Origin of the sequence: Mesorhizobium sp. RIZ17, from assembly GCF_051127865.1 — a bacterium.
In the GTDB taxonomy this organism is placed as follows: Bacteria; Pseudomonadota; Alphaproteobacteria; order Rhizobiales; family Rhizobiaceae; genus Mesorhizobium; species Mesorhizobium humile.
On record NZ_CP147861.1, the window covers coordinates 5,068,243 to 5,080,860 of the forward strand.

At 65.5% G+C, this 12,618-nt stretch carries 11 protein-coding genes; 7 read left to right on the forward strand and 4 right to left on the reverse strand.

Features of this window, described 5'->3' with window-relative positions; all coding sequences use genetic code 11:
* The first annotated feature begins 161 nt into the window (after nt 1-161).
* From WDX12_RS24605 to WDX12_RS24625, 5 genes are all read left to right on the forward strand, one after another.
* Complete coding sequence (locus WDX12_RS24605; RefSeq protein ID WP_434722343.1) at nt 162-1,211, forward strand: LacI family DNA-binding transcriptional regulator; 1,050 nt, start codon at nt 162-164, stop codon at nt 1,209-1,211.
* 78 nt (nt 1,212-1,289) lie between these two features.
* On the forward strand, nt 1,290-2,528 hold the full coding sequence (locus WDX12_RS24610; protein ID WP_434725702.1) for an ABC transporter substrate-binding protein: 1,239 nt from the start codon (nt 1,290-1,292) through the stop codon (nt 2,526-2,528).
* Nucleotides 2,529-2,920: 392 nt separating this feature from the next.
* Nucleotides 2,921-3,841 (forward strand): carbohydrate ABC transporter permease, encoded by a 921-nt coding sequence (locus WDX12_RS24615; RefSeq protein ID WP_434722344.1) that lies wholly within the window; start codon nt 2,921-2,923, stop codon nt 3,839-3,841.
* Complete coding sequence (locus WDX12_RS24620; protein WP_320297433.1) at nt 3,841-4,698, forward strand: carbohydrate ABC transporter permease; 858 nt, start codon at nt 3,841-3,843, stop codon at nt 4,696-4,698. The genes WDX12_RS24615 and WDX12_RS24620 overlap by 1 nt, the downstream gene beginning before the upstream one ends.
* Before the next feature lie 18 nt (nt 4,699-4,716).
* Nucleotides 4,717-6,681 (forward strand): glycoside hydrolase family 127 protein, encoded by a 1,965-nt coding sequence (locus WDX12_RS24625; protein ID WP_434722345.1) that lies wholly within the window; start codon nt 4,717-4,719, stop codon nt 6,679-6,681.
* Between the two features lie 11 nt (nt 6,682-6,692).
* On the opposite strand, the gene WDX12_RS24630 is transcribed toward WDX12_RS24625, so the two are convergent.
* From WDX12_RS24630 to WDX12_RS24640, 3 genes are read right to left on the reverse strand one after another with little or no spacing between them, the layout of a single operon-like run.
* The gene (locus WDX12_RS24630; RefSeq protein ID WP_434722346.1) at nt 6,693-7,502 is read right to left on the reverse strand and encodes an endonuclease/exonuclease/phosphatase family protein; all 810 of its coding nucleotides are present in this window, start codon (nt 7,500-7,502) and stop codon (nt 6,693-6,695) included.
* 24 nt (nt 7,503-7,526) lie between these two features.
* Entirely contained in the window at nt 7,527-8,987 is a 1,461-nt protein-coding gene (locus tag WDX12_RS24635) for a phospholipase D-like domain-containing protein (RefSeq protein WP_320297428.1), read from the reverse strand.
* A gap of 45 nt (nt 8,988-9,032) precedes the next feature.
* On the reverse strand, nt 9,033-9,941 hold the full coding sequence (locus tag WDX12_RS24640; protein WP_434722347.1) for a LysR family transcriptional regulator: 909 nt from the start codon (nt 9,939-9,941) through the stop codon (nt 9,033-9,035).
* 173 nt (nt 9,942-10,114) lie between these two features.
* On the opposite strand from WDX12_RS24640, the gene WDX12_RS24645 reads away from it, so the two are divergent.
* Together WDX12_RS24645 and WDX12_RS24650 are read left to right on the forward strand one after the other, a co-directional pair.
* Nucleotides 10,115-10,708: an ankyrin repeat domain-containing protein gene (locus WDX12_RS24645; RefSeq protein ID WP_434722348.1), complete on the forward strand. Its 594-nt coding sequence runs from the start codon at nt 10,115-10,117 to the stop codon at nt 10,706-10,708.
* A gap of 5 nt (nt 10,709-10,713) precedes the next feature.
* Complete coding sequence (locus WDX12_RS24650; protein ID WP_434722349.1) at nt 10,714-11,943, forward strand: cyanate transporter; 1,230 nt, start codon at nt 10,714-10,716, stop codon at nt 11,941-11,943.
* Between the two features lie 25 nt (nt 11,944-11,968).
* Here the strand turns inward: WDX12_RS24650 and WDX12_RS24655 are convergent, their stop codons facing one another.
* Nucleotides 11,969-12,598, reverse strand: coding sequence for a class I SAM-dependent methyltransferase (locus tag WDX12_RS24655; RefSeq protein WP_434722350.1), 630 nt, complete (start codon nt 12,596-12,598; stop codon nt 11,969-11,971).
* Nucleotides 12,599-12,618 lie beyond the last annotated feature (20 nt).

Here is a 12,618-nt window from a genome sequence, read left to right on the forward strand (position 1 = left end):
TGCCCGAACTACCTACCCCTTGCCAACCCCGCCCCCTTCCCCTAATCTCCCATCTGAGAAAACCTTTTCCCAAGTCGCCCCGCGTCCGCTGACCTCACCCGTCATCACCGCGCAGGGCGATAAGAGAAAACCTTTTCCCAGCTAAGGAATCCGCCGCGACCATGTCCGCCGATGCCGAGCCAGCGCCAGTTTCCGCCAGGCCGCCGGTCACGCTGCGGGAGGTCGCGGCCGCGGCCGGCGTCAGCGTCGCCACGGCCTCGAAGGCGCTGAACGGGCAGGGGCGGATGACGGCGGAGACGCGCGAGCGTATCCGCGAGACGGCGCGGGTGCTCGGCTTCCGGCCGAACAGCCTGGCGCAGAGCCTGTTGCGCAAACGCTCCTTCACCGTCGGGCTGCTCACCAACGATACCTATGGCCGTTTCTCGCTGCCGCTGATGGCCGGCGTTTCGGATGCGCTGGTCGACAAGGGCGTGTCGGTGTTCCTGTGCAATGTCGAGGACGACCCAAGGCTCGGCCAGCTGCATGTCGAGGCCATGCTCGACAAGCGCGTCGACGGCATCGTCGCCACCGGAAAGCGCATCGACCGCCATCTGCCGGTCGATCTCTCCAACCTGCGCATTCCGGTCGTCTACGCCTTCACCCAGCCCGATCCCGGCGCGGTCGGCCTCGTCTCCGACGACGCCGGCGGCGCGCGGCTGGCGGTCGAGCAGTTTTTGCGGCTCGGGCGCCGTCGCATCGCCCATGTCAGCGGACCGGCGAGTTTTGCCGTGGTGCACACGCGGGCCGAGGCCTGGCGCGATGTTCTCAAGGAGAACGGCTCGCCCACAGCCGAGCCGCTGCTCGGCGCCTGGTCGGAAGCCTGGGGCCATGAGGCTGTGGCAAAGCTGTTCGGCAAGGCGGGCAGGGAAGGGTGGCCGGACGCCGTCTTCTGCGGCAACGACCAGATTGCCCGCGGCGTCATCGATGCGCTGCGCGAGCGCGGCATCGGCGTGCCCGAGGATGTCGGCGTCATCGGCTTCGACAATTGGGAGATCGTGGCCGAGGCGACGCGCCCGCCGCTGACCTCCGTCGACATGAACCTGGCGAGCCTCGGGCGCGAGGCCGGGCTTGCCCTGCTTTCGCTCGTCGAGGGCCAGCCGGCCGCGCCGGGCATCAGGAAACTGCCGTGCCGGCTGGTGGTGCGGCAGTCATGCGGCAGTCCGCCGCTATGAAGCAACAAGGCCACGCGTCCGCCGGGCGGCGTGGCCAAAACAGGGAGGAGAACCATGAGGAGGAGTAACGTGAAGACCATGTTTGCCAAGCTGGCCTTGGCCGCTTCCGTCATCGGCGGCGGCCTGCAGGCGGCGTCCGCCGAGACAGCCAACATCTGGGTGCGCGCCGACGGCTCGAACTTCATGCCGCGCATCGTCGACGCCTTCAACAAGGCGAACAAGGACCAGATCAAGCTCGACATCATTCCCAATGCCGAGATCATCCCGAAATACGGCGCGGCCGCCGCCGGCGGCACCGCGCCCGACGCGCTCTCGCTCGACCTGATCTACACGCCGTCCTTCGCCGCCGCCGGCCAGCTGGAGGACATCACCGACTGGGCGAAATCCTTGCCCTATTTCGCCAGCCTGTCGCCGGCGCATGTGAAGACCGGCACCTACAAGGACCGCATCTACGGCCTGCCGTTCTCGGCCGACGCCTCGGTGCTGATCTGGAACAAGAAGCTGTTCAAGCAGGCGGGGCTGGACCCCGAGAAGGGACCGGCCAACTGGTCCGACATCGAGGCCGACGCCGAAAAGGTCAACGCGCTCGGCGGCGACATCAAGGGCTTCTACTTCTCCGGCAATTGCGGTGGCTGCAACATCTTCACCTTCACGCCGCTGATCTGGGCCTCGGGCGGCGACATCCTGTCCGAGGACGGCTCGAAGGCGACGCTCGACAGCCCGCAGCTGCGCGGCGCGATCGACCTCTACCGCTCGATGGTCACGAAGGGGCTGGTGCCCGAGGGCGCGCAGACCGACACCGGCGCCAATTTCTTCGCCGCCTTTGCCGGCGGCAAGATCGGCATCTCGCCGTCCGGCGCCTTCGCCATCGGCGCGCTCAACACGCAGTATCCGGACGTCGACTACGGCATCACCTTCCTGCCGGGCAAGGACGGCGGCTGGTCGTCCTTCGCCGGCGGCGACAATTTCGTCGTCACCAAGGGCACCAAGAAGATCGCCGTGGTGAAGGAGTTTTTGGACTTCGCCTATTCGCTGGAGGGCCAGACCATCCTCGCCAAATATGGCAGCCTGCCGGTGCGCAACGACATCGCCAAGGACGCGCTGAAGGATCTCGATCCGCGCTACCAGGTGGCGGCCGAGGCGATGGCCAAGGGCAGGACGCCCTATTCGGTGGTGTTCAACGACCTGATCAACTCCGCCAACGGCCCGTGGACGCAGATGATCAACGAAGTGTTCTTCGGCGACGACGTCGACGGCGCCATCAAGAACGCGCAGGACACCATGCAGTCGATCATCGACCAGGCGCCGAACAAGTAGACACCAGGGCCTCTAGGCGGCGAGGATCGCGCAACGCCTCGCCGCCCAGGCTCTGACCGGCCGCCCGCCCCGTCTCCCTGGCCGGGCGGCCGGATGTTGCATTCGCTAGTTCCAAGGCTGTCTTACATGGAAGCGTCGAAGCGTCTGCCTGGCTTGTCTCCCACCGCTTACAACAAGGGGAGGAGCAATTTTGGCTTGGGTTCCTCGCCCCCGCGAAGCGGGGGAGAGGTGGCTCGGCGGAGCCGAGACGGAGAGGGGGACTGCGCCCTACGAGAGCCCCCTCTCCGTCCGCTTCGCGGCCACCTCTCCCCCGCCCTTGGCGGGGGCGAGGAACCCAAGCCTCGTTGCGCCGCGCCGCAATCTCTTAACCGCCCTCACAAGGGGGAGGGTAGATGACCGCCATCGCCGCCGCCTCCGCGCCCGCCCGCTCTCGCACCCGCACCGGCCTGCGGCAATGGGTCGGCCTGCTCTATGTCCTGCCGGCCGTCGCGTTGGTCACGGTCTTCTTCGTCATCCCGCTCGGCATGACCGCCTGGATGTCGCTCAACAACTGGCCGTTGATGGGCGAGCATTCCTTCATCGGCCTCGACAATTATGTCGCCATCCTGCGCGACACGCGCTTCTGGAACGCGCTGAAATTCACCTTCTACTACACGGTGATCGTCACCATCGCGATCTTCGCCGTCGCCTTTCCGCTGGCGATCTTCATCGAAAAACCGCGGCCGCTCACCAATCTCTACCGCACCGCCTTCTTCATGCCGGCGGTGGTCGGCTTCGCCTCGGCGAGCCTGCTCTGGTCGTGGCTGCTCAACGTCGATTCAGGCCTGTTCAGCCCAGCCGCCTACGACCTCGGCCTGACCGCGAAGAAGGTCAATCTTCTCGCCACCTTCCAGCCTGCCTTCTGGTCGATCATCGCCATGGTGGTCTGGAAGGTCGCCGGCTTCACCATGATCATCCTAATGACAGGCCTGCAGTCGATCCCGCAGGATCTGCAGGAGGCCGCCGTCATCGATGGGGCGGGGCCGTTCGCGAGGTTCCGTGCGATCACGCTGCCCTTGATGCGCCGCACGCTGGCGCTGGCGCTTATCCTGTCGGTGGCGGGCTCGATCCTCGCCTTCGACCAGTTCTACATCATCCTGCGCGGCGGTCCGCGCAACCAGACGCTGACGGCGGTCTACTGGATCTTCAACCAGTCCTTCGTGTCGTTCAAGCTGGGCTATGGCGCCGCACTTTCCATGGTGCTGCTGGTCATCTTGGTGGCGCTCAGCCTCATCCAGCTCTGGCTGCTGCGCAAGCCCGAGGGGCTCGACTGATGGCCGAGGCGATGTCGCAGAACCGCAAAGTCGGCTTCAGCCTGGCCAGGCATTCCACCGGCATCATCGCCTCGGTGCTGTTCCTGGCGCCGATCGTCTGGACCGTGCTGTCGACCTTCAAGCCGGCGCAGGAAGCGCGCCAGCCGCCGCTGCCGCCCTGGCCGACCACCGGCTTCTCGATCGAGAATTACGAGACGCTGAACTCCTTCGGCGACGGGCTCTGGGTCTCGGCGCAGAACAGCATCTACGTCTCGGTGATGACGGTGCTGCTCTCGGTGCTGGTCAGCGTGCTCGCCGGCTACGGTTTTTCACGCTTCCGTTTCCCGTTCCGGGATTTCTTCTTCGTCCTCATTCTGTCGACGATCATGATCCCGTTCCAGTCGATCCTGACGCCGATCTTCCTGGTGCTGACCAAGCTTGGCCTGCACAACACGCTGACCGGACTGGTCTGCGTCTATGTCACGCTGCAGCTGCCCTTCTCGATCTTCATGATGCGCAACGCCTTCGACGCGGTGCCGCGCGAGATCGAGGAAGCCGCGCGCATGGACGGCGCCAACAATGTCACCATGCTCATCAAGGTGATGCTGCCGCTGGTCTGGCCGGGCGTCGTCACCATCGCGCTGTTCGCCTTCCTCGGCGCCTGGAACGAGTTCCTGGCCGCACTCGTGCTGATGACCGACCAATCCAAATTCACCCTGCCGGTGATGATGACGGCACTTCAGTCCGGCCGCTTCGGCGCCATCGACTGGGGCGCGGTGCAGGCCGGCGTTACGGTGATGATGGTGCCTTGCCTCATCCTGTTCCTGGCGCTGCAGCGCTTCTACATCCGCGGCCTCATGGCCGGGGCTGTCAAGTAATTCGAATGGAGTGAAACCATGACCGCATCGCAAGCCGCCACGCAGACCGGCGCATCCGTTAAGCCGAAGCTCGCTTTCCGGCCGTTGCCCGTGCCGCAGGTCGATGTCCGCGGCTTCTGGGGCGACCGCGTCGATGCTGTCGCCGCCAGGACCGCCGGCATCCTCTACGACCGCTGTGTCGAGGCGCGCATGCTGGAGCAGATCGATCCGGATCTGCCGTCGCCCGGCGTGGTCATCCCCTTCCATGTCAGCGACGGTTTCACCGCGCGCACCGTGACGACGCAGATGTTCTGGGATTCCGACTGGGGCAAGACGATCGAGACCGCCGCCTATTCGCTCTACCGCCGCCGCAATGCCGATCTCGAAAAGAAGATCGACGCCGTCATCGACATGTATGGCAAGCTGCAGCAGGAGGACGGCTATCTGTCCAGCTGGTACCAGCGCATCCAGCCCGGCCTGCGCTGGACCAATCTGCGCGACTGCCACGAGCTCTATTGCGCCGGCCATCTGATCGAGGGAGCGGTCGCTTACTTCCAGGCGACCGGGAAGCGCAAGCTGCTCGACATCATGAGCCGCTACGCCGACCACATCGCCGACACGTTCGGTCCCGAGCCCGGCAAGCGGAAGGGCTATTGCGGCCATGAGGAGATCGAGCTGGCGCTGGTCCGGCTGGCGCGTGCCACCGGCAACGACAAATACATGAAGCTGGCCAAGTATTTCATCGACCAGCGCGGCCAGCAGCCGCATTACTTCGACGAGGAGGCGCTGGCGCGCGGCGCCGACCCCAAGGATTTCCACTTCAAGACCTATGAATACAACCAGTCGCACAGACCGGTGCGCGAGCAGGACAAGGTCGTCGGCCATGCGGTCAGGGCGATGTATCTCTATTCCGGCATGGCCGACATCGCGACCGAATATGGCGACGACACGCTGAAGGTTGCGCTGGAGCGGCTGTGGGACGACCTCACGACGAAGAGCCTCTACGTCACCGGCGGTCTCGGCCCGTCCGCCGACAATGAGGGCTTCACCAACGACTACGACCTGCCCAACGAGACCGCCTATGCCGAGACCTGCGCCTCGGTCGGCCTGGTGTTCTGGGCAAGCCGCATGCTCGGCATGGGTCCGAACGCGCGCTACGCCGACATGATGGAGCGGGCTTTATACAACGGCTCGATCTCGGGCCTGTCGCTCGACGGCTCGCTGTTCTTCTACGAGAACCCGCTGGAGAGCCGGGGCGGCCATCATCGCTGGAAATGGCACCGCTGCCCGTGCTGCCCGCCCAATATCGGCCGCATGGTCGCCTCCATCGGCAGCTATTTCTACGGCCTCGCCGACGATGCGCTTGCCGTGCATCTCTATGGCGACTCGACCGCGCGTTTCGAGATCGCCGGCCGGCAGGTTACCCTGGTCCAGGCCAGCAACTATCCCTGGGACGGCGCGGTCGCGATCGAGGTCGGGCCGGAGGCGCCGGTCGAGTTCACGCTTCATTTGCGCATACCCGCCTGGTGCCGCAAGGCGGCGTTGCGCGTCAACGGCAAGCTGGTCGATCTCGAAGCGGCGACGGTCGACGGTTATGCCGCGATCCGCCGCGAATGGCGCCAGGGCGACAAGGTCGAGCTCGACCTCGAAATGTCGATGGCGCGCCTCTTCGCCAACCCGCAAGTGCGCCAGGACATCAGCCGTGTCGCGCTGGCGCGCGGCCCGCTGATCTACTGCGTGGAAGAAACCGACAATGGCGATGGGCTGCATCGCATCGCCCTGCCGCGCGAGGCAAGGCTCGAGGCCCACAAGGAGCCGAACCTGCTCGGCGGCATCGTCACGCTTTCGGCCATCGGCAGCAGGGCGCAGACGGAAAACTGGGGCGCCGATCTTTATCGCCCCGAACCCCCGGCGACGACGGAGACGAAGCTCAAGGCGGTTCCCTATTTCGCCTGGGACAATCGCGATCCTGGCGAGATGCTGGTGTGGTTGAGGGAAGGGTAGGGCTGCTCGGCTTACAGATGCACGAAAGCCGTCAGCGGCAGGTGGTCGGAGGCGACGCGCGACAGTGGCGTGTCATGCGCCTCGACCGCTGAAACCAGATCATGCCGGTTGCCCAGGATGCGGTCGAGCGCCAGCACCGGCAGGCCGGATGGGAAAGTCGGCACCGCCGGCGGCGTCGGCCCGAATGTCGTGTGCAGCGTGTTCAGCGCCGAGCGGTTGCCGAGCCGCCATTCGTTGAGGTCGCCGAGCAAGAGCGTCGGCCTCTCGTCGGCGCTGCTCATGATGTCGAGCACGACGCGGGCCTGTTCCGAGCGCGAGCGGCGCAAGAGGCCCAGATGGGCGGCGATGACGCGCAGGCTGCGTTTTTCGTCGAGATCGATCTCGGCGACCAGCGCGCCGCGCGGCTCCAGCCCGGGCAGCTTGATCTGGTGGACGTCGCGCACCGTGCCGCGTTTGAACAGAAGCACATTGCCGCGCCAGCCATGCCCCTTGCCGTTGCCGATGACCGGCACCGGAACCAGCCCCGTATCGTGTTCCAGGCGGGCAAGGTCGAGCAGCCCGGCCTTGTCGCCGAAGCGGTTGTCCGCTTCCTGCAGGGCGATCACGTCGGGGCTCATTTCGCGGATGACGCGCGCCGTCCTTTCAGGGTCGAACTTGCGGTCGGTGCCGATGCATTTGTGGACATTGTAGGAGGCGACGACGATCTCGGCGCCGTTGACGCGCTTGCGCGGCGTCGCCTTCGCCTTGCGCGCATTTCTGCCGCGGATCGACAAGATCACGGTCTCCGGCAGGGTGCGTCCCTTTATGTCGTCTATCTCCATGATCCCGGTGCTCGATTTCCTGTTCTAAAGATAGGGCGATCCCAGCCATAGCAAGCGGTCGAAGACGCGGATTGCGAACGGCCTTGCCTTCAGCGTCTGCAGCGTCACCGGCTGGGCGGTCGAGATGGCCGCCCCGATGCGGGCGTCGATCTCGGCGGCGAAGTTTTCATCCAGCACTTCCATGTCGATCTCGAAATTCAGTCTCAGCGAGCGCGCGTCCAGGTTGGAAGAGCCGACATAGGCCCACACGCCGTCGATCGCCATCAGCTTCGAATGGTCGAATACGCCTTCATGGCGCCAGACCCGGCAATAGTGCTTCAAGACCTGGTCGAACTGCGCCGTCATCGCATGGTCGACGAGGAAAAGGTTGTTCACCGCCGGCACGACGATGTCGATTTCGACACCGCGCCGGCCGGCGGTGGTCAGCGCGCTGATGAATTCCCGGTCCGGCAGGAAATAGGGCGACATGATGCGGATCGATTTGCGGGCGACAGAGAACGCGCCCATCAGCAGCTTGAGATTGGTTTCGTTGGACGCGTCCGGCCCGCTCGCGACCGCGCGCACCAACATTGGCTGCCCGGGCGGCGGCGCGGCGCGCTCGACCTGCCAGGGTCCGTCCTTCAAGGCCTCGTTGCCGGCAAAGCGCCAGTCCTCGGCGGCAACCGAGAACAGGTCCGCCACCACCGGCCCGGTGACCTCGAAATGGGTGTCGCGCGAACTGTCGGAACCGGCGAATTCGGCCGAGAATCCCTTGCGGATGTTCATGCCTCCGGTGAACGCCACCGTGCCGTCGACGATCAGGATCTTCCTGTGGGTCCTGAGATTGGCATAGGGAAGTCTCAGGCCCATGACGATATTGCCGTTGAACAGATCGACGGTGACGTCGGCTTCCCTGAGTTGCTTCAGGATGCTGGGCACCGAATAGCGCACGCCGACGGCGTCGATCAGCACCCGCACGGTGACGCCGCGCTTGACGGCGTTGCCGAGCGACTGGACGAAAAGCGCGCCCACCGCGTCATTGTCGAAGATATAGGTTTCGAGCAGCACGCTTTTCTGCGCCGCATCGATCGCCCCGCACATCGCCGTATAGGCCTCGTCGCCGGTCTTGAGCACGGCGATGGTGTTTCCCGAGGTGAGGGGGCGCCGCGCCACCCTGTCGCCAAGCGTCTTCAGCCCGGTGAAACGCTGGCCGTATTCGGCGTTGATCAGGGCTTCAAGCGCGACGTCGCGGTCATGCCTGGCGGCGGCGGCCTCGCTGGAGACAGGGCGCATGGCGCTGATCGTCGCGCGGCGGATGCGGTTGATGCCGGCGATGGCGTAGATGATTGCGCCGAGGAACGGCGACAACAGCATCACGCCCACCCAGCCGGTGGCCGCGCGCACGTCTTCCTTGGTCATGATGGCGTGGACGATGCCCACCGCCGCCATCGCCAGCGAAAGGATTAGGATAAGCGTCGACCAGTGACTCGCAATCGCCTCGAACATCGGCCCGACTATTGTGCGAGCCGGCGCGGAAGGCAATGCGGGCGGTCATTCCCGCAATCGTTCGGATGCATGAAATCTGGCGGCGAGGACCGCGGTCATCCGATCGGCCAGTTCCGCGACCGGCCCGGTCTTTTCCCAGGCATAGAGGGAGACCACCATCGGGGGCGCGGCGCCGAACGCCGCATAGGGCTGGACATGACGCCCGGCCACCGCGCTTTTGGGCAGCAACGACAGGCCGAGCCCGGCCTCGACGCCGACCAGCACGTTGCGCAGGCTGCTGCCGGAGAAGGCGATGTACCAGCGCCGTTGTTCGCGTTCGATCCGCTCGAACATGGCCTCGCGATAGAGGCCGCCGGGCGGAAAGACGACCAGCGGGATGGGATCGGCCCAATCGGATTGCCGGTCAGCGCTTTCGAACCACGCCATCGGTTCGGGAAAGCTCGCCCGGCAGTCGGGGTCCGCGACCGCCTCCTTGACCACCACGATGTCGAACTCGCCGGCGCGATAGCGCCGGGCGAGGTCGCGGCTCAAGCCGGCGGTGACGTCCAGCCGCGCCGCGCGGTTGCCCTTGGCGAAACCGCCGAACACGTCCGCCATCTGCGAATTGACGATATCCTCCGGCACGCCGATCCGCACCGGCGCGGTGCCGGCCGGATCGCCAAGCGCCGTTTCCGCTTCGTGCTGCAAATCGAGGATGCGACGCGCATAGCCAAGCAGGCGTTCGCCCGCGGCCGTCGGCTGGATCGGCCTCGTGTCGCGATCGACCAGGCTTTGCCCGACCGCGTCCTCCAGCCGTGCAAGCTGCTGGCTGATCGTCGATTGCGTCATGTTCAGCCGCTCCGCCGCCTGGGTGAAGCTGCCGGCGTCGGCAATCGCAATGAAGGCTCGCAGAAGGCGCGGATCGAGCATCTTTCCCATTTCGCCGGTACATCGGTGTCGATCATTTAAAATCATAATGTGATCGATGCATACATTTAATTTCTAAATGCCTCTGCGCGGCCCTATCTGGAAGCGCGGACAAGACCATGCGTGGCCACAGCCGGTAGGAGCCAGGAATGCATCGTCTCTTTTTTGTTTTTGCCTTGCTGGTGCTCGCTTGCGTTTCGGCGATCGCGTCAGGAGAAACCATGCGCACAACCCCTTTGCACGCCGCGGCCGCCGCTGACGACGTGGATGCCATCGGCAGGCTTTTGTCGCAAGGCGCCGAGATCGACGCGCGCGACGGCACCGGCGCCACGCCGCTGCTTGTCGCCACGCACGACAACAGGATCGCCGCCGCGAGCGCGCTGATCGCTGCCGGAGCGAACGTCAACGCCAAGGACAACATCGAGGACAGCCCGTACCTCTACGCCGGCGCGCGCGGGCATCTCGAAATCCTCAGGCTGGCGCTCGCGCATGGCGCCGATCTCGAGAGCATCAACCGCTATGGCGGCACCGCGCTCATCCCGGCTTCCGAGCGCGGCCATGTCGAGACCGTGCGCACGCTGATCGAGGCCGGTGTCGACGTCGACCATGTCAACAGGCTCGGTTGGACCGCGCTGCTGGAAGCCATCATCCTTGGCGACGGCGGCGAGCGTCACCGGCAGATCGTCGAATTGCTCATCAAGGCCGGAGCCGACGTCAATCTCGCCGACGGCGATGGCGTGACGCCGCTGCGGCATGCCCGTGACCGCGGCTTCAAGGCGATCGAAAAGCTCCTCATGGCCGCCGGCGCAAATTGAGAAAAATGGGCGGCGACCTGAACGGACAGAAAAGTATCGAGGCGGCGTCCAGCCGCTTTCTCATGCTTGCCGTGGTCGCCCTGGTCGGGCTCAACCTCAGGCCGTTCATCACCGGCATCGGTCCGCTGGCTGCGGGCATGCGGGCCGAAACCGGTCTCGGCACGCAGGGCATCGCGCTGCTGACGCTGGTGCCGATGCTGCTGATGGGGATCCTCGCCTTTGCCGGCCCGTCCTTGCAGGCGCTGATTGGCGCCAGCCGGGCGGTCATCGCGGCGCTCGCCATTCTTGCCCTCGCATCCTTCCTGCGCCTCTTCGTGTCGACTGGTCCCGGAATGGTGGGCACCGCCGCCTTGCTCGGGCTTGGGGCGGCTGTCGTACAGGCCGTGTTTCCCGGCATCGTCAAGCGCCAATTCCCCCGCCATGTCAGCCTCGTGATGGGGCTTTACTCATCGATGCTGATGGGCGGCGGCGCGCTTGGCGCGCAGCTTGCGCCGCTGATCGCCACGGCCTCGGGCGACTGGCATTTCGGGCTCGCCTGGATGGCGTTGCCGGCATTGGTCGCGGTTGTGCTCGCCTTGGCCTGCTTGCCGCGCGACGCCATCCGCCCGCAAGGCAGGAACGCGGCAGCGGGCTTCCTCAAGCGGCCGCGCACCTGGTTGCTGATGGCCCGCTTCGGCCTCGTCAATGGCGGCTACTCGACCTCGGTTGCCTGGCTGGCACCCTACTATCAGGAGCAAGGCTGGACGAGCGCTTCCAGCGGCGGCCTGCTGGCGGTCATGGCCGTGGGGCAGGCGCTCTCGGCCCTGCTGCTGCCGGCCCTTGCCCGCAAAAGCGCGGACCGCCGGCCGTGGCTCTGGCTGACCTTGGCCATGCAGGCAGTTGGTTTTGCCGGGTTGATCCTGCAGCCCCAGACCGCGCCCTTCATCCTCGCGCTCCTGCTGGGAGCGGGGCTGGGCGGTTCCTTCTCGCTCACCATGATCGTCGCGCTCGAACATCTGCCGGACCCGGCGGAGGCCGGCGCGCTGTCGGCCATGATGCAAGGCGGCGGCTTCCTCATCGCCGCGATACCGCCCTGGATCGTCGCGGTGCTGCACGACATGGCCGGCGGCTTTCGCGCCGGCTGGCTGCTGCACCTCGCCTGCATCTCGATCGTGATGGTGCTGACCTTCCGTCTCGCGCCACGCAGCTATGCGCCGGCAATGAAGCTGCCGGCGCCTGAGCCGGTCGCGGTGTGACGTAGGCTCATCAACCGCAACCGGTCTAAGGCTTCCTGAAGAAGCCGGACAGGATGTTCGGGCCCGCTTCGCCGGGCCGCAGTCTGATCCCGTCCTCGAAGCAGTTCAGCGTCACGCATTCGAAACCGCTGGCCGCGAGCAGCCCCACCAGCGAGTCGCGGTCGAAATGGTGCAGGTGCTCGTTGGGCAGGCGCATGCGCCAGTTGGCGAACCAGGTGTCGCCGTCGGCGCCGAGCTCTCGCCAGCGGCAATAGGGGACGGCGACGGCCAGGTGGCGGGTCTGAAGGCGGGAAAGGAAACTGAGATCGGGGATGTGCTCGAGCACGTCGAACATGGCGACGAGATCCCACGTGCCGGCGAGCGCCTGATTCCAATCGACGAAGCGAACCCCCTTGGGCAGAGGGAACTCCGCGATATCGCAGCCGGCGCAATCGGCGACGCCGGTTATTTTCGCGGCTTCGATGAATGTGCCGGTGCCATATCCGATTTCCAGCACCGAGCGAGGAATCTCGCCGGTGATGCCGAGCACCCAGCCAAGCCGCTGATAGCCGAGCTTGATGGTCCGGTCGCTCAGGTCCTCGTAATAGGAGATGTACTTCTTGTCGTATTTGATCGGCGTGAAGTCGATCTGGTGGATGACGCCGAATCTGTCCACCTCATAATTGTCCAACATTG

Bases quoted from the DNA above. Each gene is read 5' to 3' on its own strand.
- WDX12_RS24605 (WP_434722343.1), top strand. From the start codon at position 162: ATGTCCGCCGATGCCGAGCCAGCGCCAGTTTCCGCCAGGCCGCCGGTC.
- WDX12_RS24610 (WP_434725702.1), top strand. From the start codon at position 1,290: ATGTTTGCCAAGCTGGCCTTGGCCGCTTCCGTCATCGGCGGCGGCCTG.
- WDX12_RS24615 (WP_434722344.1), top strand. From the start codon at position 2,921: ATGACCGCCATCGCCGCCGCCTCCGCGCCCGCCCGCTCTCGCACCCGC.
- WDX12_RS24620 (WP_320297433.1), top strand. From the start codon at position 3,841: ATGGCCGAGGCGATGTCGCAGAACCGCAAAGTCGGCTTCAGCCTGGCC.
- WDX12_RS24625 (WP_434722345.1), top strand. From the start codon at position 4,717: ATGACCGCATCGCAAGCCGCCACGCAGACCGGCGCATCCGTTAAGCCG.
- WDX12_RS24630 (WP_434722346.1), bottom strand. From the start codon at position 7,502: ATGGAGATAGACGACATAAAGGGACGCACCCTGCCGGAGACCGTGATC.
- WDX12_RS24635 (WP_320297428.1), bottom strand. From the start codon at position 8,987: ATGTTCGAGGCGATTGCGAGTCACTGGTCGACGCTTATCCTAATCCTT.
- WDX12_RS24640 (WP_434722347.1), bottom strand. From the start codon at position 9,941: ATGATTTTAAATGATCGACACCGATGTACCGGCGAAATGGGAAAGATG.
- WDX12_RS24645 (WP_434722348.1), top strand. From the start codon at position 10,115: ATGCGCACAACCCCTTTGCACGCCGCGGCCGCCGCTGACGACGTGGAT.
- WDX12_RS24650 (WP_434722349.1), top strand. From the start codon at position 10,714: ATGGGCGGCGACCTGAACGGACAGAAAAGTATCGAGGCGGCGTCCAGC.